This is a genomic window from Dyella agri (assembly GCF_044904705.1).
Taxonomy (GTDB): domain Bacteria; phylum Pseudomonadota; class Gammaproteobacteria; order Xanthomonadales; family Rhodanobacteraceae; genus Rhodanobacter_A; species Rhodanobacter_A agri.
In genome coordinates, this window is the sequence record NZ_JADIKL010000001.1 from 134711 (window position 1) to 161447 (window position 26737).

A 26737-nucleotide genomic window follows, 5' to 3' on the forward strand; every position below is an offset into this window, starting at 1 on the left:
ACCCCTACACCCGCAGCGGCTCCACGATGATCTCGCGCCCGCTGTCCAGCCCGTACACCGCCAGCGCCACCGCCAGGATCAAGTCGTCGTGCGCACCCTCGCGCGCGCCGAAAGTGGCGTTGCCGACAGCGGTGTAACCCACGCGGAAGTCCTGCAGTTCGCGCCGGAGTGTCTTTGCCAGCGGCAGCGTGTCGGGCATGTGCAGGCACCCGGTCTGCATCAGCGCATGCAGGCGGCTTACCAGGTTGATCTTCGGCACACTGTGGCCGCCATGCCCGTTCGGGCCTTCCTGTCCGTTGAACGTAATCGTGACCGGCCGCAGGTTCGGGACGCGCTCCTGCTTGAAGATATCGAACACCGCGCGCCCCACGCCGGTGTAATCGACCCACACCAGCGGGTCATGCGCGGCGATCTGCGCACGCGCCAGGATGCGCTTCAAGCGCTGCGCCTGTAGAGGATAGCTTTCGCCCAGCGGCGCCTGCTGGAGTAGGTGCAGCCGGTATTTCGGTCGAATGCCGCGCAAGGCGAAGCGCAACGCCTCGACGTGCGGCGGGTATGTGTTCGCCGGGATCGTGGGGGCGATCTTCTCGATCACGGCGATGCTGGTCGGGTCTTGCGACTGGCCCAGGTCAACGCCAACAGCAACGGTCGATCCGTAGTGAAAGCGGGGGTCTTGCGCCGGCAGCGCCGCGGCAAGGGCATTCATTCCCAAACCTCGATGGTGTTGTCGATCATGGCGTCGATCAGCTCGCTGGAAAAGAAGGATTCCGACGTGTCTGTGAACTCGCACAGGAACTCGGCGCGGAACTGCCACTCCGACATGCCATCCCGCTCCTCGGCCAGGTACTCCTCGCTGATGTGCGGCACGTCGCGCGCGGTGATCTTCGTGCGCTCCCAGCCCTTGCCGAACTCGTAGGCTTCGTAGAACCAGCCGCGCCGGCCGTAGGGTGTCGTGAGCGCGATCATCTGCCCGTCCGGCGACGCCGCGAGCATCGGGCGCAGCGCGGCATAGACCGAATCCACCACGCGCGCAGCCTCGTCCACGTACACGGCACGCGGAGCGGAGAAGCCGCGGATATTGGCATCGTTGTCGCCGGGCAGCGCGACCAGCTGCGAGCCGTTCTCCAGCTCCAGCTCCGTCTCGTTGTCCTTCACGATGCGCGGCACGTCGGCCAGGTTGCGATAGACCGCGCTGGCCTTCTTGAACAGCAGCCGCGACTGGCGCAGCGTCGGCGCGATGACCAGGTACAGACCGGGCCGGTAGACAAGCCCGTGCGCAGCCTTGGCGCCGATGGTGGTCGACTTGCCCGCCTGCCGGCTGCACAGGATCAGGTGTCGGCGCGCCTCGGAGCGCATGACCTCCACCTGCCACGGCGCCGGCTCGATAGGCTGGCCGTTCGCGTCGCGCGCACCTTCGCGGAACACCTGCACCGGGTCGGCGGCGCGTGCGAAGTCAGCGGCGGCCGAACTCATGGCGCAGCCTCGATCAGCAGCGGCACGCGCTCAGCCGGCGGCGTGATGCTGGCCTCGGCCGCCTCGATGGCGCACACGCCGGCAGCGATGGCCTCAGGGCCAAGCGGCCGCAGCTCGCGCACCAGAGCTGTGCGGATGGCATGCCACTGCGGAGACTGCACCAGGTTGATCTGGGTGTTGTGGTTGATCGTGATGGCCGAGCCAAGCTCACCAAGCAGCTTGCCGATGCGCTCGGACGCCTTGCCGGCGGAGTCGATCGCCGCGCGCTCGCCGGCGAAGTCCCCGATCTCCAGCGCCTTGTCGGCGTTGCGATACAGGCGGCCACGCTGCCACACCAGGTGATCGAGCAGGCTCTTGGACTCGTGCTCGCGGATCTTCGCCAGCTCTTCGTCGGAGCGGTGCCCGCGCGTTTTCAGCCTGGCGATAAGGTCGGCGTCCATGTGGCGGTGCCGGTGCCGGCAGAGCTGCGTCTGGTCCAGGCCGTACTTGCCGGCGAGCACGCGCAACGCGATGCCGTTCGCCAGGCCGATTTCGACCTGGGCGCGGTCGGGGTGCTCACAGATGGAACAGGGGCGGCTCATGCGTGCGCCATCCTCCACAGCAAGCCGCCAGGGCGCTGCTCGTTGGCAATGCCTTCGCGCACCTTGGCGTTGATCGCCTGGGCGAACTGGTGGGCGTATGCGTTGCTGGTACTCGTGGTTTGCTGCGTCGCTGCGCCGCTGTTGTCCACGTTGACGTTGATCGTCACGGCCGCGCCACCACTGCCGCCGGAGGCGACGCCCAGCTTGCCGTCCGGGCCGCGGCGCAGCGGCAGGATGGCCTCGGGGCCAGCCTCGCCCATGATCCCGGCGCCAGCGGCGAACATGAACGGCGTGGGGCTGTTCACCACGCTGCCGGAGTAGGCAGACAGGCTGGGCGAGTTCATGAACACGCCGCCGTTGGCATTGTAGGAAACGGTTTGCGTTGCGATGGCGCCGAAGCCGCTGAATGCACCTGTGCCGGTCGCGCCACCACTTCCTCCGCCATAGCTGACGCCGCCTGTGAACGCACCAAGGATCGCCTGCAACGCCTGCGACTCCAGGATGCACGTCTCCATGCGGGCAAGGTCGGTGAGGATCGATGTAGCAAGGGAGCGGAAGTTGATCGAGCCCGTTGTGGCGAAATTTGCCAGCGCAGTACCCATGTCGTTGAAGGCGGTCGTGAAGAAGCTGGCCGTGAGGCCCGCGACGTTCTGGCCTTCATCCACAAAATCCTGCATGCCTTTGATGGCGCCGTTTTCCCAGCTGGCCTGCGCCGCACTCATGGCCGAGTAGGCGTCCTGCTGCTGCTTCACGAGGATGGGGAGTGATGCCTTCTGCGCAGCGATCTGCCCATCGATCAGCTGCGTATCCGCGCTTTTCTGCGCGCGCTGGCGGTTGAGCTGTTCGATGGTGCTGCTCACCTTCGCGTAGATGGCGTCGATGGCCTGCATCTGCTGGGCTTCCTTGGTGCCCATGCCGACCGACGCAACCTGCAGGTCGAGCTGTCGCTGCTTCGCCGCAATCTGGTCGTCGATGGCGTCCTGGTAGGCCTTGAGCGCGGCGGCGTTTTTGGCTGACAGCTGTTGCGATTCCAGCGCGAAGGTAGCCGTGACCTTGCTCGTAGCATCAGCCACCTCGGCCTGAACTCGCGCCAGGTCGCCGCCCTTTTCAATGGCTTCTGCGCCAGCCTTTGCGATGGCCTGCAACTGCTGCACTTCCTGCTCGTACAGCTTCGCCTGCGCCGTGGACGACGCGCCCGAATCAACCGATGCTGCGTCGGCATACTGGTTGTATGCCTTGTCGCGCTGGCTGTTGAGGCTGGCGAACGGGTCGGCGCCGTGCGGGCCGCGCTTCTTCACCGCCGAGTCGTAGGCCTGCTTGGCGCGCGTCACCTGCTCCTGGTATTCGGCCTCGATCCTGGCGCGCTGCGTCGGATCCACCACGCCGTAGAGCGCGGCCAGCTTGTCCGCATTGGCCTGCGCCAGCGAGTCGTCCAGCGCCTGCTTGGGCGTCTTGAACTTGCCGAGCCGCTGCTGGGCGGCGATGGAATCGGCGTTCGCGCGATCCTTCAACTGCTGCGCGTTGTCGGCGAACGCCGCGACGACCTGCTGGTGGCGCAGGTTGTCGATCTCCGCCTGCAGGGCTTTCACCCGCGGATCGTCGCTGCCGGCACCTGCCTGCCACGTTCCGTTCGGCAGGATGCGGCCGCCCTGCAGCTGGTCGATCTTCTCCTGCGCGATGTTGATCTTGTCCTGCAGGCCGAGCGGGGCGCCCGCGCCCTTGAGCGACGCCCAGGCCTCGTTCCATCCATCGCGCACCGCGTGAGCCGAGCGCAGCAGCCAGCCGGCGTTGTCGGCCACCTCCTGGGCACGCTGCTTCATCGCCTCGGTGTAAGCCGTCTCAGCCACCCGGGCAGCGTCGCGCGTGCGACCCTGCTCCTCCAGCGCGGCGATCTCCGCGTACTCGGCGGCGGTCAGGAAGTGATACTGGTCGTTGAGCGCAGCGACAGCCTTCGCCGGCTGGTCTTGCAGCTTCTCGAACTGCGCAATGATCTTGTCGATGCTCAGACCGGTGACCGTGGACGCATCGACGGCCGCGGTGGCGAGGCCACTCAGGCCGGCACCGGCGAACTTGCCCGAGGCGGCCATGTCGTCCAGCGCCTTGCGCGCGTCGCCCCAGTGGCCCGTGGCGCGGCCTACGTCATCCGCCATGCTGTTCAGCGCCGTGGCGGACGTGCCGGCCGCGCCGCCCGTGGCGATCAGCGAGACGCGCAGCTTTTCGCTCTCGGCCCAGCCGCGCTCCGCGCCGATGGCGAACAGACCCATCGCCGCCACGGCACCCAGGACCATCGCGCCGGTGGCACTGAACGCCATGCCCAGCAGGCCGCTCGCATTCGCCAGCGTCAGGCTGGTCTGCTCGAAGCGGCCCCAGTTGCCGTTCGCCAGGTCGGCGGCGAGGCGCCCCAGCTCGCGGCGCGCAAACGAGTTGTTCAGCGAGAACTGGTGCAGCGCATTGCCGGCCGCGGTGAACTTGACGCGGTTCAGCTCAATGGCATCGTTCAGCGCGTTGAAGTCGTCCGCGCCGAGCATGCCGGCCTTCTTGAAGGCGGCCAGCTTCGCCTGCTGCGCATCAAGGCGCCCCAGCGCGGCGATGGTCGGGTCGATCTGGCCGGCGAGCTTGGCGAGCGCATCCTGCTGCTCGCGGTAGTTCGCCGACGCCTGGCGCGCACTGGTTCCGGTGCCCTGCGAGAACGACTTGTTGAGGTTCGCGGTGGATGCCGCCGCCCGGTCGCCGCTGGCGGCCAGGTCGTCCAGGCTCCGCTTCGCGGTGCTGACGCCATCGGTCGTGACCTGGATGCCAAGGGTGGCAATGTCATTGATTGGCATGTGCGGCCTGCTCGTGTTGCTGCTCGCGCTTCAAGTCGTCCGCCCAGGCGGTTAGCTTGCTGCTGCCGAAGTCGGCCAGGCGCTGCAGCGCACCCGGCCGGATGGAGTACCCGGCGCCCGAGCGAGGAGCGGGACGCTTGAGCACGTCACCGATCAGCACCTCGAGCGCGTGCCCGTTGATGGCGTCCCGGCCGCCGAAGTAGGCGACCAGGAAGCGAGGCGTGGCGCGCTCAGCCATCGACGGACTCGTTGCCGTCGGCCAGCACCTTGGCGCGGTCGATGGCGTCCTGCGAGAAGCCGAACACCGCGGCGCCGTTAGCCATGGGGTTGTCGCCGGTGACCACGGCGCGCAGCAGGTCGCCGTGAGGCATGGCCGTGGACGCCTGGAAGATCGCGGCAGCCTGCTTGATTGCGTCGCCGGCGTAGTCCTGCGCGTAGCGGTCGCGCGCGATGGCGGTCGTCTCGCCAGCGTTGTCGATGCGCGCCTGCCGGTTCCAGCTGTCGCGGATCGCCAGTAGCTCGGGATCGGCCAGCGCGACCGGCGAACGCAGCAGCGCGGCCTCGATGCGCTGGTGCTCCGGGCCGTCCTGGAACTTCTGCAGCATGTCGGCGCGCTGCTTGCTGTCCAGACTGCGCCACCACTGGCGCACCTCCACGTCCACGGCCGCGCTGGCAGCGTCGCTGGGTGCGATGGCCGGCACAGCCAACATCGCCGCCTCGCGCTTGTCGGTCTGCTTGGCGGCGTCCTGGTTGACGGCGGCAGCTGCGGCGATGACGCGCGCCATGCCGACCTTCAACGGGTTGAGCTTCGCGGCCTTGCCGCGCTCGGACAGCAGCGGATCCTGCATCACGTCGGTGTGGTGCTGCACGAAGTCGCCCAGCTGCCGCAGGGTGCTGTTCGCGATCTGTGCGGACGGGTGATCGGCCAGGTGCGCCGGTAGCTCCATGAGGTTCACCGCGCGGCCGGCGATGAAGGTGGGTGCGGTTCGTTGGGTTGCCATCGTGGTTCCTGAGCGGGGCGCCGTGGCGCAAAAAGTAGTCGCCTCAAAGTCTGCTGAAACTGGCGTCCCGCACCAGACGGCAAGCCGTGGCGTCTTGTGGCGTTCTGTGTCGGTTGCAGGTGCGGTTTTACGCGCCAGTTTTCACGTGCGCATCGTGATCCCCACAAGCACAGCGATTCGCGACGACTTCAACTGCCTGAGTGAGGCAGACAAGGGCTTGCTGGCGCCATCGTGACCGCACTTCGAATGCCGCCTATCGCAATCGAATGCCAAGCACCACCAAATGGCTTAGTGGCGCGGTTTGCGGGGCATTGCCGAGGCGATTTTTTGACCAAAATGCCCATGCGATGCGCAAAAACACTTGAAAAACAATGCTTTAAGAGTCGCGGCGAACAATGCCCGGCCGCCCACCATATCCGCGCCCAAACACTCGGACGATTCGGACGATTCGGACGCTCGGACGACACACACACCTCCATCCAATTACCTACGGGTGTGTGTATGTGTCCTAATGTCCGAATCTCTCTCTTTTCTATTTGAAAAAGCCTTGTTTTTGGTCACTTCGCCTCTCGGACGCATGCTGTCCGAAAATGTCCGAGAGGCGCCCGATTCAGGCCGCCGCCTTGCAGATGCAAGACACCAGGCGACCGCCGTCCCTCTTCGCGATGCCCTCGGTAAGCAATGCGTGAATCACCGCATCCCGCTCCCGGATATGCAGCGCCTTGAACTTGCGCGACACCTTCGGCAGGTTCGAGAGGTACAGGAACGGCTTTTCCTCGAAGTGCGACCGGAGCTGTTCCAGCGCCTGTCCCGTGGCATGCATGCCCGACAGCGCACCGTCGTAGCCGATCAGGCTCGCGGCGCGGTGGTAGATGCCCTCGCGCGCGGCGTAGGCGATCGCCAGGTCGCGCACGCCGATGACCTTGCGCCTATCAGACAGAGCGATCAGGGCGCCGAGCTTGAACGCCTGCTCATTGAGCCGCCCAGCCAGCCGGTAGTCGCGAAACTTGAGCGGATCGAGCACCGCCTCGTCGTGCTGCTCGTAAAGCTCCCACGCGTCGTCATCGAGCGTCACGATGGTGCATGGATCGAGCGACACGATCCATGCCACGAGATCGACAAGTTCGTCCGGCGGGTCGAACAACGACGGGCGGATGCGGCGATTCTTGGGCAACCGCTCCTGCTCGGCCGCAAGGATGACGAAGCGGTTGAGTGCGCCACTGTCGGCCTGGCTGGCGGTGATTGTCTCAAGGATGCGCTCAGCGGTTGACGTGGCGAACACCAGCACGCGGGGGTTGCTGACCGGCTTGTACTCGTTCGTCACTGCAGCTGGCGCGGCGAGGATGCTGAAGGCCTTGCTGTAGGCCTGCATGATGTGCCCGAGCGCCTGCTGCTTGTGGCTGTCGCTGGCAGCGTGGCCCAGCCACTCGGCAAACTCGTCGGCCAGGAACGACTGCGCCCGATTGGTTTCGAGCAGCTTGTGCAGGCCCTGCTGCGAGGCTGGCGCGCTGTGCTGGATGGTGGGCAACGCGCCAGGCCAGAGATTGCCAGTACCAGCTGGCCGCGGCGCCGCCTGCAACGCGCTGGTGAGCTTGTCGAACGGTTTGCGCACTGATTCCTTGCCGAAGCCGGTAGGCGCGAGCAGCAGGAACTGCTCGTTCACGCCAAGGCCGTCGTAGCTGTCGATCTTGATCGCGGACATCGCGAAGTGCGCCAGGACTGCCCAGGCGGTGAAGCCCGCCACCGCCGCGCTTGGGTATGGCATCGTGCCCAAAATCCACCGCTGCAGCTTGCCCAAGCCATAGGGAAGGTCCAGCAGCTCGGCGGGGAATGCCGGGAGAATCAGCTTGTCGTCGTTGGCCGCCTGCGCCCGGCGCGCGTCCATCGCGGCCTTGAGCTGGTCGGATTTCGTCATGGTTGGGATGGATCGATCACGCGGCTGCAGGGCGGCCAAGACGGCCGCCTGCGAGCACCCGGCGTGGCAGTGGAACAGCGCCGCACCATTGGCCGCCTCGTCAATCTTGAAGGTTGTGCCGGATTCGCCGCCGTGCACCGGGCAGTGCGAGCGCACGCTGTCACCGCAGCGAAACGGCTTGAGGCCGGCCAGCTGCACGCGTCGCACAGCGTCCATGAACTCCGCGCTGGTGCCAGGACCGGTCGCGCCGCGCGCTTTGCGCTGTCCAGGGGTTTCGTCACACAGGCCACGCCACACCACCAGAAGCTCCGCAGGCAGCTCCGGCAGAGCGCGCCAGTCGCCCAGGCCGGCCCATGCGTACGGCTGGCCGGTAATCGGATGGATCGATGGCGGCAGCACGTCCTGCACGGTGAGGCCGGTATCAGTAGCGCAGCGCAGCTCCAGCCACATGGAAGACTTGCGATCCTCGGGAGCGGCGGTCGGGTCACTGATCTGGTGCGTCGACAGCGACAGCGGATCGACGCTAACGGGCACGCGGTACAGGAGCTTTCCGCGGCCAAGGCGCCCGCTGGAAATCTGCACAGCATCGTCGGCGGCCATCAATCGGTCGAGATCTACGCCGCGCTCTGCCAGCCACGCGTGCGCCTCGGCGTACTTGTCGATGTCGATGGCGCAGGTGCCCGACCAGGCGTGCAGCAGGCCGACGCTCCAGCCGGCGTGCAACGCGTGCGGGTCGCGGATGGCCTTCGCCCGGGTGTTCCAGCCCGTCGCGGCGGATCCCCGGGGACCCTTGCTGTCCGGGTGGATATTGCACAGCGACCAGCCGTGTTCGATGTACTCAGCGCCCATTGTGGCGGCGTCGACTTCACGCAGGGGGCTTTTGGCCGTGCTACGCTCATCGTGCAGTCCGCCCATGTCTGCGCTTTCTGCGTTCGCCTCGCCCGCCAGCGAGGCGTTCGCGTTTTCGGGGTTCGTCATTCGGCGCCCTCCGTGCGGATGCGTGCTGCCGCATCACGCATCGCGCCAGCGACCTGAAACGGCAAGCCGCCAGCGATCCGATCCACCTCCGCGACCGGAACCGCCGCCAGGAAGCCCGACTCGCGATTGCGGACGATCAACGCATCCTCAAGCGTGCCATCGGCTTGGCGGCCCAGGGCGATAACCCAGCCGTTCCCAGCCTCCAACGCACGGCACAGCGCGGCATCGTCGGCGCATTCCACGATCTCGACAGTGTTCATGCGCCACCTGCCTTTGCGCGCGCCTGCGCGATCTCCGCCAGGGCGTAGCGCATGCCCTTGTCCAGCGCGTTGAATTGCTCCGCCAGCTCTGCCGTGCGGCGCACCCACTGCTGTGATTCTTCGGGCGTCATGCTCACCAGCAGCGCAAGCGCCTCGGTGCGGTTCGGCAATTTTTCATCCATCACGGCGCCACCTCGTAGGGGTTTGTCGGCTTCCAGTTCGGCGATCCGGGCAGCACCCCCGTGGTGGACGGCGCGTAATCGGATGCCTCGATGCCTGCGGAGATCACGGCAGAGCCGACGATCATGCGGCCGTACAGCAGCGGCACCGGATGGCCCTGAGCCTCGGTGTTGACCGCGCCATTGAACACATAGCTCGGTTCGTTCGAGTTGTTGCTGGCCTTGTTGCTCGGCTGCGGCGAGAGCATCTGCACGATGCCGCCTGCGACCATGGAAATGCCCGCAGCAACAAGCGCTGAGCCACCGGCCCATGAGGTGTACGAGCCGACGATGATCAGCACGATGCCCAGCACTGTCTGCAGCACACCGCCGTTCTTGCGGCCCTCGACCACGGGCGCGATGCGGATATCCTCGCTGCCCACCGGATCGCATAGCTGCTCCTGCGCCAGATTGCGCTTGCCAGCGAACACGGCGAACACCATGCCGTACTGCCCGGCGTTGACCAGGAAGGCCTTGAACCCGGTCAGCTGGCTGTCCAGCGCCCGGATGGCCTCGGCCACGGAGTTCGACTCCAGGTGGAAGCGGTGCACGCGACCGAAGCGCGCGCCCAGCTTGCCGTACAGGCGGATGGTTCGCAGGGTACTCATGCGGCAGCCTCCTGCGCGCCACGCCACGCGGCGATCTCTTCCTCCAGGCACACGCGCACCGACGCGGCAAGGTCCGCCCTGAATTCCTGCGGAAGGCCTGCGGTGGCTACTACCGTAAGCGCCATTGCCATCGCATCGGTGAACTGCTCTAGCTCGGCCGGCGTGGCGTCCCGCAGGAAGGCCTTGAAGTGGTCCTCGGTCGGCATCATGCAGCTTCTCCCTGGCGGCTTGCCTGCTGCTCCGCAAACCATTCTCGAAGCTGCGCCATGCCATAGAGCACGCGACCATGGATTGCGAAGTGCGGCGGCCCGATTTTTCGACTACGCCAGCGCCGCATCGTGTATTCAGAGCGATGCAGCCAGGCTGCGACCTGCTTCGTGGTAAGGCAGGTAGACGGATCGATAGGGGCGGCGCTCATGCGGCCTTCCTCATCGCCTCGGCCACGACGCGCTGCAGCTCAGTTTCGGCGACGACGACGCGACCACCGATGCGGAAGGTGTGCAGGCGACCTTCCTTGACCAGGGCGTAGAACGTGCGCCGGCTCACACCAAGGCGACGCGCGGCGGCGTCAACCTGGTGAACCAATGGGGTGAAGTGGACTTCTCCGTCGCGGAGAATGATGGGACTGCCTTTGTCTTGCTTCGCCTGGGCAGTGGGGGCGGACTGCATTGCATGCATGGATGTGCACCTGCGTGTAGGTGACACCCATTAAATCGAACAGACGAGATGCAAATAATGGCAAAAGGTCGTCACCTTTTGCCTAGAATGCGCTTCGCCATTCACGCCATGCGCGGCGCACGGTCGAAACGTCCACATTGAACCTTTCCGCCACGGCGCCTATCGCTGCGTTCACGCCGCCTCCGCACTCCAAAACAGCCAATGCCAGGGTGAAAGACGGCGCCTTCGGGCGCCGCCCTGGCGCGGTAAGGTTCAACGCGCGGGCAAGCTCAGCCGGCCGCGCTTTGGCGGGAACGCGAGAGGCCTTCTCGAATGCGTCCGCCAGATATCGAGCGGCATCCGATGGCAGTTCTACAGGATCGCCTTTCGTGCATTCGAACATGCGCCGCAGATATCCGGCGACCTCCTTTAGCACCCACGCGGCGGCCTCGGGATCGCTCGGCGCATGCAAGATCGCCTCGGATAGCCAATGATCGAACGCTGGTAGCTTAGCCATGACTCATGGCCTCGCTCACGTCGGGCGCCGCTCGGGAGCCCGTTCCACCTTTTGCCTTCGCCTCATTCATTGCGCCGCAACGGCCCATGGCGCATCCCTGTCTGCCAACCTGCGCACGTCTGCGTCGCTCGCGCTGCGCAGCGAGTCGGGGTCCATGTCCATGCCGTTGCGCATGCCGCGCAGCAGGGAGACCAGCACGGCCATGTCGGCGTCGGGGAGCGTGGCAGCGTCAGCAAGGATGCTGCCCAGGCCATTGCGGCGCGGCGGCGTGCTGCGCAACTCCAGCGAATCCACGATGGCCTCTGCCTGCTCGGCAAGCGCATTCAAGATCCACACGTATTCGTCCTCCAGCCCACCATCGCAATCGTTCGTGATCTTCCGCATGCCGGCCAGCATGCAGCTCAGGTGCCCTAGCAGCGCATCCTGCGGAGCGTCCTTCGGCACGCGGAACAGGTGCTGATTGATGCGCGGGATGAACGCGAAGCCGGCGCCGTTGGAGTCGTTGGAGTCGTTGGGCTGGGCGGTTGCTACACTTTCGATTGCCATGGTGTCACCTCTCTGTCAGGTGTTGCTGTGGAAGTCGCCCGGTGTTCGCGCACCGGGCGGCGGTTAAATCAGCGCTACACGGGCCAGCCGCTCGACGGCGGTATCCGTCGCCAGGTGCCCGTAGTGCTTGTCGATCATGGCGAGGCTGGTGCCCACCATGCGCGCCACCTCAAGCGGCGACAGGCCGCCGGTGATGGCCTCGGTGATGAAGCTGTGGCGCAGCGTGTAGAGGCACACTCCCGGCGGCAGCTCAGCGCGCTCAGCGGCCCTCTGCACATGCTCGTTCCAGACGTGTTTGTCCCACGCTGCACCGTCGTTATCGAACAGCCACGCGTCGGGTAGCTTGCCCTTCCGCTGCGCCTTGAACAGTGCCGCCGCGGCCGGCGTCAGGCGAACGCTACGCTTGCCCGTCTTGCCGTCGAACACCATCGTTCCGGTGCGCGGGTCGAACTGGCGGCAGCGCGCGCGGCCCAGCTCGCCAGGGCGCGCGCCGGTGAGCATGGCCGCCTCGATCAGGTGCCGGATGGATCCCTCCGCCGCAGCCAGCAGCGCGCGGCGCTGCGTCAGATCCAGGAACAGCTCGCGCCGGTCGCTCGCGTTGTTCAGCGGCTTCACCATGCGCCACTCGATCTCGCGTTCCGGTGTCACGTTGCGATTGCGTACCGCGAGATTGAGTGCAGCCTTCAACGCGGTCAGCGTGCGATTAACGCTCGCGCGTCCGAGCACCTTGCCGGCGTCGTCTGGATCGGACAGCGCGTCGCGCCATTCGGTGATGCGCTTCGTGGTGAGGCGATCCAGTGAGATCTTGCCCAAGTCGCTGTCGTAGATCGTGCGCGCGAATCGCTGTTCTGCATCGGTCGCCGTAGCCTCCCCTTTCTCGCGGCGCCGGTCTTGCACGTATTCGCGGCATGCGTCGGCCACGGTGGCAACCTCGACGCTCCGAACGCCGGCGCGCATCCGCTTGAGCCATTGCCGCGCTGCTTTCTGCGCATTCGCATAGGCCTCCTTGTCGTCTTCATCCACTGCGCCTAGCCGGTGATAGTTCTGCTTGCCGTCCTCGTCGCGCCAGCGGGCAATCCAGTTGCCGCCATGCGCCATGCGGCGATAGCCGACGAACAAACCGCGATCAACGGGCGCCCCCCAAAAGGGGTCGTTGCGCTGCGGCAACTTCGCACGGCCGCTCTTGGACTGAATCCACGCGCGCACTTGCGCCAGGGTCGGATCACCCTCTGACGCCGCTACACCGATCCCCTTGCGCATGATTTTTCTCCGACGTGAAAACCACGTGGAAAAACTATAGCACACTTCCACGCACAACGTTGCACAATATAAGCAATGAAATCAGCTATTTAAAAACTACGACGCACAACAATGCACACGTAAAACTGCCTTCACACGGCAGTTGTAACAAGTTCGATCCTTGTACCGCCCACCACCGAATCGAAGACGAAGGGCCCGGCCATGCCGGGCCCTTCGTCTTTTTGCGCTCTCTGCAACGGCCGCGCACAGCCCGCCTGATGTACCATCCGGAGCTTGGGCTCAGGGGGAAAATCCGATGGCGCATCACGATCTTGAATCGTTGCTGGCTCCGCTTGCCGACGAGGCCCCTAGCGGCCCCGACCTGGAATACGACCCGGACTTCCAGACCCTGGAACGCACAGCCACGCCGAAGGCCGAACGCTCGATCGGCGACAGCGTGAAAACCGCCGAAGAACCCGACTGGGACAAGGTTTCGTCGCTGGGCGAAAGCCTGCTTGGCCGCACCAAGGATCTGCGCGTAGGCCTGCACCTGACCGGCGCCTGGACACGCATGCACAGCCTCGCCGGCTGGTCGGACGGCCTGGCGCTGATCCGCGGCCTGCTGGAAAACCAGTGGGATACCGTGCATCCGCAGCTCGATGCCGAGGACGACAACGACCCCACCGCCCGCGTCAATGCGGTGATGCCGCTGGTCGACATGCAGGGCGTGCTCGGTTACTTCCGCGGCACGCCGTTTGTGCAATCTCCGCGCCTGGGCCGGTTTTCGCTGCGCGACCTGCGCATCGCCAACGGCACGCTGAAAATCACCGCGACGGAAGGCGATGCCGCCTTGCCGAGCATGACCGACATCGAAGCCTGCTGCCTGGACTGCCCCGAGGAACAGCTGATCGCCGCCGCTCAGGCGACCACGGCGGCCATGGAGCATGCCCGGGCCATCGATGCGATCTTCACCGACCGCATCGGCACCGCGGGACCGGATCTCAAGCCGCTGCTCGGCGAGATCTACGAACTCAAGAAATTCCTCGACAGCGAGATGGCCAAGCGCATGCCGGTGGCCGAAGCGGACGCCCCGGCCGGCGAAGAAGGCGCTGTGCCCGGCGCCGCGCCTGCCAACGCAGCCAGCGGACGCATCGAAACGCCGCAGGACGTCATCCGCCGGCTGGACGACATCTGCGAGTACTACGCGCGGCGCGAACCCTCCAGCCCGATCCCGCATCTGCTGCGCCGCGCCCAGCGCCTGGTCGGCATGGATTTCATCGACTTGATGAAGGAACTGGCACCGGGCGGCCTGTCGGAATTCCAGGTCATCTCCGGCAACAGCGGCGAAGAATAAACCCGCTTCCGCCGGCCCTCCTCCGAAACGACTACCCGCGCCGGCGCCACCGGCGCGGAAACAGGCAGGTGCGTGCTGTTGCCGTCCTCAGTTGCTGCCCAGGCACATGTTCGCCCCGGCACGCGCGAACAAGGTGTGGATGGCCGGATTCCAGCTCAACGACAAGCCACCTGGCAGGCCCGCCGTGATGCCCGCATCGGCCGGCTGCGTAACCGGGCCGACCGTGGCCTGCTCGTCGCCGAAATGCGCGGTCGCGCTGATCGTGTAGCTCTCGGGATTCGCACAGGCCGATACATCGATCGGCTGCGACGCCGCGCCACCCTGGCGCGTGACGATCGGCAGGCTGCCGTGCCCCAGGGTGAGCTGCCCTTGCCCGCGACACGTCGCGGCCAGCGTGTAATCGACCGTTACCTGCATCGGCACCGCCACCTGCACGGCCGCTACCGCCTCGGGCTGCCTGGTGCACCCCACCAGGAAAGCCTTGCGCTCCGGCACCACGTGCAACACATAACCGCCCGGCTTCAGGCCGGCGGTGCCCGCGAGCTTGAGTGCGATGCGCTGCGGCGTGATGCCGGTGATGACGGGTTGCGCATCGACCGGTTTGCCCTGCGCATCAGTCAGGCTTACCTGGGGGTTGGCGCACTGCGCATCCAGCAGGTTCGCACCGAGTACGGCGAAGGCCAGCGGCTGCTCGGCAGGATGGATCACGAACAGGGGCTGCTGATCCGCACCCTCGACCGCGCCGATCACCGGCGGCGCCGGCTTGCCGGCTGCCGGGGCTGCGGCGAGCCGCTCGATCGCGAGCGCCAGCGCCACCGCCAGTGCCTTCGCATCGCTGCCACGACAGGCCGCCGATACCTTCAGGTAGGCCTGCGTGCGCTGGGCGGCGGCATTCGCCCATAGCGCAGCCGCCTTGACCTTGTCGCCGAGGATTTCGATGGGCTGGGCTGTTGCGCCGCCCAGCTGCTGGCGCAAGGCATCGCCGATCTGGCCGAGTCGCTGGTCGGTTTCGGCCAGGGCTTGGTCAGGGTGCTCCTTCGCCCGCTGCGCCAACGCCTGCCGCGCCGCATCGAGCTGCGCGAGCACATAGTCGCCGGTGGGGCGCGCTGCGTCCTGCGCCGCCGCCCCCGCGCTCCAGCCGCCCGCCACCAGCAGCAGGGCGAAGCATGCCAGCGCCGGCAGCAGGCGCGGGTTCCGCCGCATCCGCCGCGGCTCAGTCATTGTCCGGACAGTCCGCCGAGGCCGGCTGGCCGGGCTGGCAGGCCTGCTGGTCGGCCGGCAGCAGAATGCCGGACGGCACGATGCCGAACGAACGGTAGTTCGCGTTGACCACGCTGGGATCGATGTAGGCGTCGCCGTGGTTGCCGTTCTGCGCGCGGCTGGTCAGCGCCGAGGTCGGCACGTTGACGCTGGGCGCGCCGACCACCGGCAGCAGGTTGCCCTGCGCGTCCACCGCGTAGAAGTACGCCGGCGGCATGCCCACCTCCGACACCAGCTGGTTACCCACGCCGGTGACATAGATCGGTGCGCCCGGCGTGCCCATGCGGCCCGTCGACGACCAGGTGCCCGTGCCGTCGTAGAGCCAGGTAGTGCCTTGCTGCAGCAGGTCGCCATTGGTCACGCCAAGGTAGAGTGCCGACGTGCCGGCATTCACCGTGTATGCGCTGCCGCCCACCGAAGCCAGCGTCAACGTCTGCGCATTGGTGAAGCTGAAGCCGGCCGGCGAGGAGAACCCGCCCAGCGTTCCGACGTGGTTGCCCATGAACTGCGTGGCCGAACCCAGCATGGTGGGACCGCCCGCGCTGCCGGTCAGCGTGGCTGCCGTGATCGCACCGTTCGCGCCACCGTCGATGGCACTCGCGGACTGCAGCGTGACCAGGCTGGCGGACAGCGCACCGTCGATCGTCAGGCCGCCGCTGGTGGTCTGCAGCGTGATGCCGCTGCCGCCATTGACGTTGCCGGCGACGGTCAGCGCCTGGCCATTCAGCAGGGTGAAACCGTTCGCCGTGAAGTCGCCTAGCGTGGCGACCATGTTCGCGGGATCCAGCGTGGTGCTGCCTGCCGAATGACCGGTCAGCACGCCAGCCGTGACGGTGCCGTTGCTGCCCTCGCTGATCGCGCCGCCCGAGGCCAGCGTGGTCGTGCCGCCACCGCTGTTCACGTTCGCATTGATCGCGAGGCTGCTGCCGCCACTGAGGGCCACGCTGGCGCCGGCGACATTGCCGTTGATCGTCAGCGCGCCCGTCGTGGTGGCGAGGCTCGCCGCACCATTGCCGCCGTTCACTGCGCCGGCCACGGTCAGTGCCTGCGCATTGGTCAGGCTGAAGCCGTTCGCGCTGAAACCGCCCAGGCTGCTGATCTGGTTCGCACCGTTCAACGCGGCGGCGCCCGAAGCATTGCCGATCAAGGTGCCGGCGGTGATGACGCCGCTGCCGCCTTCGTTGATCGCGCCGCCCGAACTCAGCGTGGTCGTGCCGCTGCCGCTGTTCACGCCGCCGTTGATCGCGAGGCCGCCGCTGCCGGTAAGGCCCACCGCGCCACCCGCGACGCTGCCGTTGACGGTCAATGCCCCCACCGAGGTGGCGAGGTTGGTCGCACCGCTGCCGCCGTTCACCGTACCCGTCGCGGTCAGCGCCTGCGCATTGGTCAGGCTGAAACCGTTCGCGGTGAAGTTGCCCAGGTTCGCGATCACGTTGGCGCCGCCAAGCATGGTCGCGCCACTGGAGCTGCCGGTAAGCGAGCCAGCCGTGATGGCACCGCTGCCGCCTTCGACGATGGTGCCGCCGGAGCTGAGCGCGGTATTGCCGGTGCCGCTGTTCACGCTGCCGTTGATGCCGAGACCGCCCTGCCCATCCAGCGCGACCGAGCCGCCGACGACGCTGCCGTACAGCGTCAATGCGCCCGCGGTCGTGCCGATGCTGGTGGCGCCGCTGCCGCCGTTGATCGTGCCGGCCACCGTCAGCGCCTGCGCATTGGTCAGGCTGAAGCCGCCCGCACTGAAGGTCCCCAGCGTGCCGACCTGGTTCGCACCATTCAACGCGGTCGCGGCTGCGGAACTGCCGGTCAAGGTGCCGGCGGCGATCACGCCGCTGCTGCCCTCGTCGATGGCGCCCGCGGAAGTGAGCGTGGTCGTGCCGCTGCCGCTGTTCACGCCGCCGTTGATCGCAAGGCCGCCGCTGCCGCCAAGGTTCACCGTGCCGCCCGCGACGCTGCCGTTGACGGTCAGCGCGCCCGCCGTGGTGGCGAGATTCGCCACGCCGCTGCCGCTGTTCACCGCACCCGTCACCGTCAATGCCTGTGCGTTGCTCAGGCTGAAACCGTTGGCGGTGAAGTTGCCCAGATTCGCGATCGCATTCGCACCGTTCAACGTCGTCGCGCCTGCCGAACTGCCCGCCAGCGTGCCGGCGGTGATCGTGCCGCCGCTGCCTTCGCTGATCGTGCTGCCGGATGTCAGCGTGGTCGTGCCGCTGCCGCTGTTCACGCCCGCGTTGATTGCCAGTCCGCCGGCGCTGCCCAGCGTCACGGCACCGCCGCTCACCGCGCGGTCCACCGTCAGCGCGCCTGCCGTGGTGCGGATGGCGGCCATTCCGGTGCCGCCACCTACCGTGCCGGCGACCGTCAGCGCCTGCGCATTGGTCAGGCTGAAACCGTTCGCGCTGAAGTTGCCCAGGTTGGTAATGGCGTTCGCACCGTTCAAGGCGGTCGCGCCCGTCGAACTGCCGGTCAACGTGCCCGCCGTGATCGTGCCGCTCGCCCCTTCCGTGATGGTGCCGCTACCGGTCTGCGTCAGCGTGGTCGTGCCTGCGCCGCTGTTCACCGCCGCGTTGATCGCCAGGTTGCCGCCGGCCCCCAGGTTCACCGCACTGCCGGTGATGCTGTTGCCCACCGTCAGACCGCCGGCCGAACCCAAGGTGATGATCCCGCCGCTCAGCGCCGTGTTCACGCTCAGCACGTTGCCGCTGCCCGTCGTGCTCAGGTTGATGTTGCCGGTGCCGCCCGTGGTCGTCAGCGGGCCGGCCACTGTCAGCGCCTGCGCATCGACGAGGGCGATGTCCTTGGCGCTGAAGCTGCCCAGCGTACCGACCTGGTTCGCACCGCCCAGCGTGGCATCGCCGGTCGCGCTGCCGGTCAGCATGGCAGCCCTCACCACACCGTTCGCACCCTCGTTGATCGCGCCGGCCGAGACCAGCGCGGTGTTGCCGCTGGTGTTGCCCAGCGTGCCGTTGATCGTCACGGCGTTGCCCGCGCCCGTCGTCGTCAGCGTCGTGCCCGCTGCACCGCCACTCACTGTGGCGCCCGCGGCCACCGTCAGCGCCTGCGCATTCGTCAGGCTGAAACCGTTCGCACTGAAGTTGCCCAGGCTCGTGATCGCGTTCGCGCCGTTCAAGACGGTCGCACCCGCCGCACTGCCCGTCAGCGTGGCTGCCTTGACCACGCCGCCAGCGCCTTCGTTGATCGCGCCGGCCGAGACCAGTGCGGTGTTGCCGCCGGTATTACCCAGCGTGCCGTTGATCGTCAGCGCGTTGCCCACGCCCGTCGTCGTCAGCGTCGTGCCGGCCGTACCGCCGTTCACCGTGGCGCCTGCCGCCACCGTCAGGGCCTGCGCATTCGTCAGGCTGAAACCGCTCGCGGTGAAGTTGCCCAGATTCGTGATCGCGTTCGCGCCGTTCAAGGCGGTCGCGCCTGCCGCACTGCCCGTCAGCGTGGCTGCCTTGACCACGCCGCCAGCGCCTTCGTTGATCGCGCCAGCCGAGACCAGCGCGGTGTTGCCGCCGGTGTTGCCCAGCGTGCCGTTGATCGTCACGGCGTTGCCCGCGCCGGTCGTCGTCAGCGTCGTGCCCGCCGCACCGCCGTTCACCGTGGCACCTGCCGCCACCGTCAGCGCCTGCGCATTCGTCAGGCTGAAACCGCTCGCGGTGAAGTTGCCCAGGCTGGTGATGACGTTCGCACCGTTCAAGGCGGTCGCGCCCGCCGCACTGCCTGTCAGCATGGCTGCCTTGACCACGCCGCCGGCGCCTTCGTTGATCGCGCCAGCCGATATCAGCGCGGTGTTGCCACCGGTGTTGCCCAGCGTGCCGTTGATCGTCACGGCGTTGCCCGCACCGGTCGTCGTCAGCGTCGTGCCCGCCGCACCGCCGTTCACCGTGGCACCTGCCGCCACCGTCAGCGCCTGCGCATTGGTCAGGCTGAAACCGCTCGCGGCGAAGTTGCCCAGGTTCGCGATGGCATTCGCGCCGTTCAAGGCGGTTGCGCCCGTCGAACTACCGGTCAACGTGCCCGCCGTGATCGTGCCGCTCGCCCCTTCCGTGATGGTGCCGCTGCCGGTCTGCGTCAGCGTGGTCGTGCCCGTACCGCTGCTCACCGCCGCGTTGATCGCCAGGTTGCCCGCAGCATCCAGATCCACCGCGGTGCCACTGACGCTGTTACCCACAGTCAGCGCACCCGCCGAAGCGAGCGTGATCGCACCCCCGCTCAACGCGGTGTTCACGGTCAGCACGTTGCCGCTGCCTGTCGTGCTCAGGTTGATGTTGCCGGTACCGCCCGTGGTCGTCAGCGGGCCAGCCACTGTCAGCGCCTGCGCATCGACAAGGGTGATGTCCTTGGCGCTAAAGCTGCCCAGCGTCCCGACCTGGTTCGCACCGCCCAGCGTGGCATCGCCGGTGGCGCTGCCACTCAACGTGGCTGCCCTCACCACGCCGCCAGCGCCTTCGTTGATCGCGCCGGCCGACACCAATGCGGTGTTGCCGCCGGTATTACCCAGCGTGCCGTTGATCGTCACGGCGCTGCCCGCGCCCGTCGTCGTCAGCGTCGTGCCCGCCGCGCCGCCGTCCACCGTCGCGCCCGCGGCCACCGTCAGCGCCTGCGCGTTAGTCAGGCTGAAACCGTTCGCAGTGAAGTTGCCCAGGTTTGTGATGGCGTTAGCGCCGTTCAAGGCGGTCGCGCCGGCAGCGTTGCCGCTCAACGTGGCCGCCTCGACCACGCCGCTGCCGCCTTCGCTGATCGCGCCGGTCGACACCAGCACGGTGTTGCCGCCGGTGTTGCCCAGCGTGCCGTTGATCGTCAGCGCGTTGCCCGCGCCCGTCGTCGTCAGCGTCGTGCCCGCTGCACCGCCGTCCACCGCGGCACCTGCCGCCACCGTCAGCGCCTGAGCGTTCGTCAGGCTGAAGCCGCTCGCGGTGAAGTTGCCCAGATTCGTGATCGCGTTAGCGCCATCGAGCGCCGTGCTGCCCGTCGAGCTGCCCGTCAGCGTGCCCGCCGTAATCGCGCCACCGGCGCCCTCCGTGATCGCGCCGGTGCCGGTCTGCGTCAGCGTGGTCGTGCCCGCGCCGCTGCTCACCGCCGCGTTGATCGCCAGGTTGCCCGCGGCACCCAGGTTCACCGCACTGCCGCTGATGCTGTTGTCCACGGTCAGCGCGCCCGCCGAACCCAAAGTGATGGTCCCGCCGCTCAGCGCCGTGTTCACGCTCAGCACGTTGCCGCTGCCCGTGGTGCTCAGATTGATATTGCCGGTGCCGCCCGTGGTCGTCAGCGGACCGTTCACGGTCAATGCCTGTGCATCGACCAGGGTGATGTCCTGCGCGCTGAAACTACCCAGCGTGCCGACCTGGTTCGCGCCGCCCAGCGTGATATCGCCGGTGGCGCTGCCGCCCAACGTGGCCGCCTTGACCACGCCGTTCGCGCCTTCGTTGATCGCGCCAGTCGAGACCAGCGTGGTGTTGCCGCCGGTGTTGCCCAGCGTGCCGTTGATCGTCACGGCGTTGCCCGCACCTGTCGTCGTCAACGTCGTGCCGGCCGCGCCGCCGTCCACCGTGGCGCCCGCGGCCACCGTCAGCGCCTGCGCATTCGTCAGGCTGAAGCCGCTCGCGGTGAAGTTGCCCAGGTTCGAGATCGCGTTCAGGCCGTTCAGCGTCGTGCTTCCCGCCGAGTTGCCAGTCAGCGTGGCTGCCGCAAGGACACCGGCCGTCTGCACGATGCTGCCGCCCGAACTGCCGAGCGTGAGGCCGTTGCCTGCGGTGACGTTGTCGTTGAGTACGACGCCGCTGCTACCGCTCAACGAGACGGCGCCGCCACTGAGTGCGCCGTTGGTCGTCAGGCTGCCGTTGGTGGCGGCAAGCGTGAGTCCGCCGGTGCCGGTGTTGATCGCCGTCAGTTGCAGCGTACCGGCGCTGAGGTCGACGTTGCCGTTCCCGTTGTCGGTGATCGTGCCCAGCTGCAAGGTGCTGCTGTTGCTGCCGACCAGAGTGATACCGGTGCCGGTCGCCGAGACCGCACTCCCAAAGTTGTTGCTGCTGCCGAGCGTGACGGATCCGGCCCCAGCATTGAGCGAAGTCGTGCCGCCGACGGTCAACGCACCAGCCTGGGTGATGTTGCCGCCATTGCTGCTGGCCTGCAGCGCACCGGCCACCGAACCACTGCCGAGGTCCAGGTTGCCGGACGCGCTGACGGTGAGCGCGCCGGTGTTGAGCGCGCCAAGCGCCAAGGGGCTCGAGGTGTCGACGACCACGCCGTTGCCTTGCAGCGACACCGGCTTGGAGAACACGTTGCCGGTGTTGGTGAGGTTGATCGCGTAATCGCTGGAGACGGTGCTGTTGGTGCCGGCGGTAAAGCTGCTGTTCCCCATTACCGTGACGGGCCCGGCGACGGTGATGTCGCCAGCCGTGGTGGTCATCGAAAGACCGCCCAGGCCAACCGCCATGCTGCCCAGCACGCTCAACGTGCCGCTGGTGGTCGTCAGCGCCGTCGGCGCAGTGTTCGAGCCGACAGCTCCCGTGAACGTGAGCAGGCCACCGGTATTCACACCCAGCGCGTATGCCCCGTCGACGCTGGAGCCGAACGTCACCGAGCCGGCGGCGCCAGTGGTCAAGGTGGTATTGCCGGCCAGCGTCACCGCGCCCGTGTAAGACTGTGCCCCTGACGTCGTGACGTTGCCGCCCAGCACCGTCGGGCCGCTGTTGACGGCCAGGCTCGCCAGCCCGGCACCCGTGCTGCCCACGGCCCCGTCGAAGCTGGTCGTGCCCGTGGTGCTGGCGACGAGCGCGTACGGACCATCCACCGTGGACCCGAACGTGATCGCGCTGCTGCCGGCGCTCGCCGTGACGCTGCCCGCCAGCAACAAGGCGTTGTCGTAGGTCTGACTTCCCGCCGTGGTGACGTTGCCCGTCAGCGTCGTGGTGCCGCCGCCCTCGACCAGCAACGAGGCGAGCGCGGCCGTCCCGCCACCCACGGCGCCACCGAAGCCGATGTTGCCGCCGCTGCTGACGGTCAGGCCGTAGCCGCCGTTGGTGCTGGAGCCGATAGTGGACCCGAACGAGATCGCGCCACCGCCCGTGCTGGCCACGGTCGCGGTATTTGTCAGGGTCAGCGCGCCGCTGTACGTCTGCGCCCCCGTGGTGGTGACATCGCCGCCGAGACTGGTGCTGCCGCTGACGCTGAGTGAGCCCAGCGAGGTGCCCGTCCCGACGTTGCCGGCGAAGCTGGCATTTCCGGTGACGGTCAGGCCGTAGCCGCCGTCGACGGTGGAACTGAAACCCACGCCTGCGCCGGTATCGGTCAACGTGGTATTGCCGGCCAGGGTCACCGCGCCCGAGTAAGTCTGTCCACTCGACGTCGAGACCGAGCTGCCGGCGCCGAACGTGGTCGCACCACTGACGGAAAAACTGGTCAACCCGCTGAGCGCGCTGCCGCTGCCCAGGCTGGCGCCGCCGGCGATGCCGAGGGAATAGCCACCGCCGACGACGGCTCCCAGGTTGACGGTAGTGGCGGCCAGCGCCGTATTGGCGCCTAGCGTCAGCGTGCCGGTATAGGACTGCGAACCGGTGGTGGTGACGGCCGCGCCATTGAGCGTCGCCGGGCCGCCCACGCTGAGGGAACTCAGCGCATTGTTTCCGCCGACGGCGCCCTGAAACGTGGCCAGGCTGCTGTTGGCGACGGTCAGTCCGTAATTGCTCAAGCCGGGCACGCTGTCCAGCGTGCCGCCGAAGGTGAGCGACTGGCCGCCCGTGTTGATGAGGATGCTGTTGCCGAGCAGCACCGGCGTGGTGAAGGCCAGCGCGCTGCCCGTCGTCACGTTGCCGGTCAGCGTGAGTGCGCCGCCATAGGTCAGGACCAGGCCACCGCCGGTCAGCACATTGCCCAGCGTCAACGCATTGCTGCCGTTGTTCAGCGTCACGTTGTTCGCGCCGCTGCTGACGATATCGACCGCACCGACCAGGTCGTTGCCGGTATTGCCCAGCGTGATCGCGCCGGTGCCACCACTCAGCGTCACCGCGCCGGCGCCCGCCGCCTGCGTGACCGATGTGCTGGCGGCCTGCGACATGCCCGCGCCGCTCAGGTTCAGCGTGCCGCTGCCCACTGCCACATTGCCCAGCGTCAACGCGTTGGCGCCATTGCTCAGCGTCACGTTGTTCGCGCCGCTGTTGCCGATCGCCACCGTGCCGGTGAAGTCGTTGTTGTTGCCCAGGTTGATGATGCCCGCACCACCACTGAGCGTTACCGCACCCGCGCCCGCTGCCTGTGTGATCGACGTGCCGGCGGCCTGCGACATGCCCGCGCCGCTCAGGCTCAGCGCGCCGCTGCCCACCGCGACATTGCCCAGCGTCAACGCATTGCTTCCATTGCTCAGCGTCACGTCGTTCGCGCCGCTGTTGCTGACCGCCACTGTGCCGGTGAAGCCGTTGCTGTTGCCCAGGTTGATGCTGCCCGCGCCGCCGCTCAGCGTCACCGCACCCGCGCCCGCCGCCTGCGTGATCGACGTGCTGGCGGCCTGCGAAATCCCCACACCGCTCAAGCTCAGCGTGCCACTGCCCACCGCCACGTTGCCCAGCGTCAACGCGTTGCCGCCGTTGCTCAGCGTCACGTTGTTCGCGCCGCTGTTGCTAATCGCCACCGTGCCGGTGAAATCGTTGCTGTTGCTCAGGTTGATGGCGCCCACGCCGCCGCTCAGCGTCGCCGCACCCGCGCCCGCCGCCTGCGTGATCGACGTGCTGGCGGCCTGCGAAATCCCCGCGCCACTCAGGCTCAGCGCGCCGCTGCCCACGGCCACATTGCCTAGCGTCAATGCGTTGCCGCCGTTGCTCAGCGTCACGTTGTTCGCGCCGCTGTTGCTGATCGCCACCGCACCCGTGAAGTTGTTGCTGTTGCCCAGGTTGACGGCGCCTGCGCCGCCGCCCAGCGTCACCGCACCCGCGCCCGCCGCCTGCGTGATCGACGTACTGGCCGCCTGCGAGATGCCGGCGCCGCTCAGGCTCAGCGTGCCGCTGCCCACGGCCACGTTGCCCAGCGTCAACGCGTTGCTGCCGTTGCTCAACGTCACGTTGTTCGCGCCGCTGTTGCTGATCGCCACCGTGCCGGTGAAGTCGTTGCCATTGCCCAGGCCGATGGCACCCGCGCCGCCAGCCAGCGTCACCGCACCCGCGCTCACCGCCTGCGTGACCGATGTGCTGGCGGCCTGCGAAATGCCCACGCCGCTCAGGCTCAGCGTGCCACTGCCCACCGCCACGTTGCCCAGCGTCAACGCATGGCTGCCATTGCTCAGCGTCACGTTGTTCGCGCCGCTGTTGCCGATCGTCACCGCGCCGCTGAAGTTGTTGTTGTTGCCCAGGCTGATCGCGTTCGCGCCTGCATTGAGGGTCGCTGCGCCCGTCGTGATGGTGTTGCCGGCGGCGGCAGCTTCCGTGATCCCGGCGGCATTCACCGTCAGGGCGCCGCTACCGGTATTGATGCTGCCGACTTTGCTGCCGTTGCCGATGTTGAGCGCACCGCCGCCCGTACCGGTTTCTATGTCGAGAGTGCCGCCGCTGGTCGTGATGCTGGCATTGGCGGCGTTGCCGATACCCACCACGCAGTTGGTGCTCGAGGCGCACGACGCGTTGCTGACATAGGACGTCCCACCAGCCGCACCGCCGTAGTTCGCCCATAGGTTGACGTTGAGCTTGTCCGTGCCGTCGCTAGAAATGCCGGCATTCAGAAAAATGCTGCCCGCCGCCTGCAGGGAGAGCGTTCCCCCGCCCTGGGCGACAATGGCGTTACTGACGGTGATGTCGCCTTTCTGGCCGCCGCCGGTGCCGGTGAAGATCGAGACATTGCTGCCTCCGGTCAGCGCCGCATCGATGACGCTCGGGTCGATCGTCGAATTGTTCGACGCCGCGGAGAAAATGTTGCTGCTGAGCGTTCCGCTGCCACCCGTGACGATGTTGACGTCGTAAGGGTCCAGCAGCCAGAGACCTGCCTTGCCGTGCGCCGCCGACGCATTGACCTGGCCTTGGGCATTCAGGCCGTAGTGCGAGGAGGTTTCGACCTGGCCGCCGTTGCCGCCATTCGCGCCGCCGCGCGCGCTGATGCTGCCGTAGAAGTTGTTGACGTTGTTGCCCCACACCACCACCGAACCGCCGTCGCCGGATTGCGTGGCGTCCGCCTTGAGCGTGGCGTTCGGCGCGATATAGGTAGCCGCTGCCGTCTGCAGCCCTTCGCCGCCCTGCCAGCCGCCGCCCACGCGGATGCTGCCGCCGCCCTGCGCACCCGAGGCATCGATGCTGCCGCCCATCACACCGACGTTCTGGTCGGATAGCAGCTGCACGCTGCCGCCATGCTGGCCCGAGACGTCGATATTGCCGCTGTCGACGGTGTTGCCGCCGTTGCCGACCAGCCGCACCACGCCGCCGTCGGTGCTGATGCCGTGCGCGTCGATCACGCCGGCGTTGTTGACCAGGTTGGTGAACAAGTCCTTCGCGGCCGAGGCCTGCAGCACCACGGTGCCGCTGTCGGCCTGCAGGCTGCCGTTGTTCGTCACCGCGGCTTCGTCGTTACTCAGGCGCTGTTGCAGCGCGCCGGTGACCTGCACGCTGATCAGGCCATTGCCGTCGAAATCCAGCACGGCCTTGTCGGCGCCGTCGAGGTTGATGCGGCCATAGTTGGCCACGATCAAGCCGTCGTTCTGCACCTGACCGCCGACCAGGCTCACCGAACCGCCGCTGGCGGCCTGGATGGTGCCGTGGTTGACGACGCCGGCGCTGCCGCCGTGCGCGTCGAGGTTGAAATGGTTCGACAGGAAATCGGTGGGCGTGAGGTCCAGCGTGCTTGCCACCAGGCCACCGACGTTCAGCTGCGCGCTGCGGCCGAAGATGATGCCGTGGGTGTTGATCAGGAACACCTGGCCATTGGAATTGATGTGGCCGAAGATCTGGCTGGGGCTCTGGTCGAGGATGCGGTTGAGCGCCACCGCGTTGAACGAGGGCTGGTTGAACAGCACCGAGGCGTCCTTGCCCACGTTGAAGCTCTGCCAGTTCAGCGCCAGCAGCGCGGAATTCTGGTTGACCACGGTGTTGAGCCCGTTCTGCGCGATCGAGCCCGAGCCGCCGACCACGACGCCGCCGACCGGCGTGGTGCCGGGCGCCACGTTGCCGGACGCGGCCAGCGCACCGCCGCAGAACGACAGCGAGCCGAGCGCCAGCGACAGGCTGAGCACCAGCCGCCGCCGATGCAACCGTTCCAGCGACGACCGCGCCCCCGCGTCCGACTGCGCACCGGAAACCCGAAGGGTGTTGCCCGTGATCTTGTTCATGATCGT

General features: G+C 67.4%; 19 protein-coding genes. 1 reads left to right on the forward strand and 18 read right to left on the reverse strand.

Translation table 11 applies throughout. From position 1 onward, the window contains the following. Window positions 1–4: 4 nt before the first annotated feature. The 16 genes from ISP14_RS00580 to ISP14_RS00655 all read right to left on the reverse strand — a co-directional run bounded on the left by ISP14_RS00580 (window position 5) and on the right by ISP14_RS00655 (window position 12839). Window positions 5–706, reverse strand: a complete 702-nt coding sequence (locus tag ISP14_RS00580; RefSeq protein ID WP_404535090.1) for a hypothetical protein — start codon at window positions 704–706, stop codon at window positions 5–7. After that, window positions 703–1473, reverse strand: a complete 771-nt coding sequence (locus ISP14_RS00585; RefSeq protein ID WP_404535093.1) for a terminase large subunit domain-containing protein — start codon at window positions 1471–1473, stop codon at window positions 703–705. Before ISP14_RS00585 ends, ISP14_RS00580 begins: the two co-directional genes overlap by 4 nt. Next, the gene (locus ISP14_RS00590; protein WP_404535095.1) at window positions 1470–2054 is read right to left on the reverse strand and encodes a hypothetical protein; all 585 of its coding nucleotides are present in this window, start codon (window positions 2052–2054) and stop codon (window positions 1470–1472) included. Before ISP14_RS00590 ends, ISP14_RS00585 begins: the two co-directional genes overlap by 4 nt. Then, the gene (locus tag ISP14_RS00595; protein ID WP_404535097.1) at window positions 2051–4879 is read right to left on the reverse strand and encodes a phage tail tape measure protein; all 2829 of its coding nucleotides are present in this window, start codon (window positions 4877–4879) and stop codon (window positions 2051–2053) included. The genes ISP14_RS00590 and ISP14_RS00595 overlap by 4 nt, the downstream gene beginning before the upstream one ends. After that, window positions 4866–5117, reverse strand: a complete 252-nt coding sequence (locus ISP14_RS00600; RefSeq protein ID WP_404535099.1) for a hypothetical protein — start codon at window positions 5115–5117, stop codon at window positions 4866–4868. The genes ISP14_RS00595 and ISP14_RS00600 overlap by 14 nt, the downstream gene beginning before the upstream one ends. After that, a complete protein-coding gene (locus ISP14_RS00605; RefSeq protein ID WP_404535100.1) occupies window positions 5110–5880 on the reverse strand; it encodes a hypothetical protein in 771 nt (256 codons plus the stop codon). Before ISP14_RS00605 ends, ISP14_RS00600 begins: the two co-directional genes overlap by 8 nt. Before the next feature lie 610 nt (window positions 5881–6490). Further along, entirely contained in the window at window positions 6491–8773 is a 2283-nt protein-coding gene (locus tag ISP14_RS00610; protein ID WP_404535103.1) for a bifunctional DNA primase/polymerase, read from the reverse strand. Continuing rightward, on the reverse strand, window positions 8770–9033 hold the full coding sequence (locus ISP14_RS00615) for a hypothetical protein (RefSeq protein WP_404535104.1): 264 nt from the start codon (window positions 9031–9033) through the stop codon (window positions 8770–8772). The genes ISP14_RS00610 and ISP14_RS00615 overlap by 4 nt, the downstream gene beginning before the upstream one ends. Next, entirely contained in the window at window positions 9030–9215 is a 186-nt protein-coding gene (locus tag ISP14_RS00620; protein ID WP_404535106.1) for a hypothetical protein, read from the reverse strand. The genes ISP14_RS00615 and ISP14_RS00620 overlap by 4 nt, the downstream gene beginning before the upstream one ends. Next, the gene (locus ISP14_RS00625; protein ID WP_404535108.1) at window positions 9215–9859 is read right to left on the reverse strand and encodes a tail assembly protein; all 645 of its coding nucleotides are present in this window, start codon (window positions 9857–9859) and stop codon (window positions 9215–9217) included. Before ISP14_RS00625 ends, ISP14_RS00620 begins: the two co-directional genes overlap by 1 nt. Further along, window positions 9856–10068, reverse strand: coding sequence for a hypothetical protein (locus ISP14_RS00630; protein WP_404535111.1), 213 nt, complete (start codon window positions 10066–10068; stop codon window positions 9856–9858). Before ISP14_RS00630 ends, ISP14_RS00625 begins: the two co-directional genes overlap by 4 nt. Then, window positions 10065–10277: a helix-turn-helix domain-containing protein gene (locus ISP14_RS00635; protein ID WP_404535114.1), complete on the reverse strand. Its 213-nt coding sequence runs from the start codon at window positions 10275–10277 to the stop codon at window positions 10065–10067. The genes ISP14_RS00630 and ISP14_RS00635 overlap by 4 nt, the downstream gene beginning before the upstream one ends. Beyond that, window positions 10274–10537: a helix-turn-helix domain-containing protein gene (locus ISP14_RS00640; protein ID WP_404535116.1), complete on the reverse strand. Its 264-nt coding sequence runs from the start codon at window positions 10535–10537 to the stop codon at window positions 10274–10276. The genes ISP14_RS00635 and ISP14_RS00640 overlap by 4 nt, the downstream gene beginning before the upstream one ends. Window positions 10538–10619: 82 nt before the next feature. Further along, complete coding sequence (locus tag ISP14_RS00645; RefSeq protein WP_404535118.1) at window positions 10620–11033, reverse strand: hypothetical protein; 414 nt, start codon at window positions 11031–11033, stop codon at window positions 10620–10622. A 66-nt stretch (window positions 11034–11099) separates the two neighbouring features. After that, on the reverse strand, window positions 11100–11579 hold the full coding sequence (locus ISP14_RS00650; RefSeq protein WP_404535120.1) for a hypothetical protein: 480 nt from the start codon (window positions 11577–11579) through the stop codon (window positions 11100–11102). A 63-nt stretch (window positions 11580–11642) separates the two neighbouring features. After that, window positions 11643–12839 carry a tyrosine-type recombinase/integrase gene (locus ISP14_RS00655; protein WP_404535123.1) on the reverse strand — a complete coding sequence of 399 codons (1197 nt, stop codon included), beginning with the start codon at window positions 12837–12839 and terminating at the stop codon, window positions 11643–11645. A gap of 295 nt (window positions 12840–13134) precedes the next feature. Between ISP14_RS00655 and tssA the strand changes: the two genes are divergently transcribed. Further along, window positions 13135–14172 carry a type VI secretion system protein TssA gene (gene tssA / locus ISP14_RS00660; protein ID WP_404535125.1) on the forward strand — a complete coding sequence of 346 codons (1038 nt, stop codon included), beginning with the start codon at window positions 13135–13137 and terminating at the stop codon, window positions 14170–14172. An 87-nt stretch (window positions 14173–14259) separates the two neighbouring features. Here tssA and ISP14_RS00665 read toward each other — a convergent pair whose 3' ends face one another. Both ISP14_RS00665 and ISP14_RS00670 read right to left on the reverse strand, forming a co-directional pair. Continuing rightward, window positions 14260–15375 (reverse strand): hypothetical protein, encoded by a 1116-nt coding sequence (locus ISP14_RS00665; protein ID WP_404535128.1) that lies wholly within the window; start codon window positions 15373–15375, stop codon window positions 14260–14262. Between the two features lie 10 nt (window positions 15376–15385). Then, entirely contained in the window at window positions 15386–26731 is an 11346-nt protein-coding gene (locus tag ISP14_RS00670; RefSeq protein ID WP_404535131.1) for a hypothetical protein, read from the reverse strand. Window positions 26732–26737 lie beyond the last annotated feature (6 nt).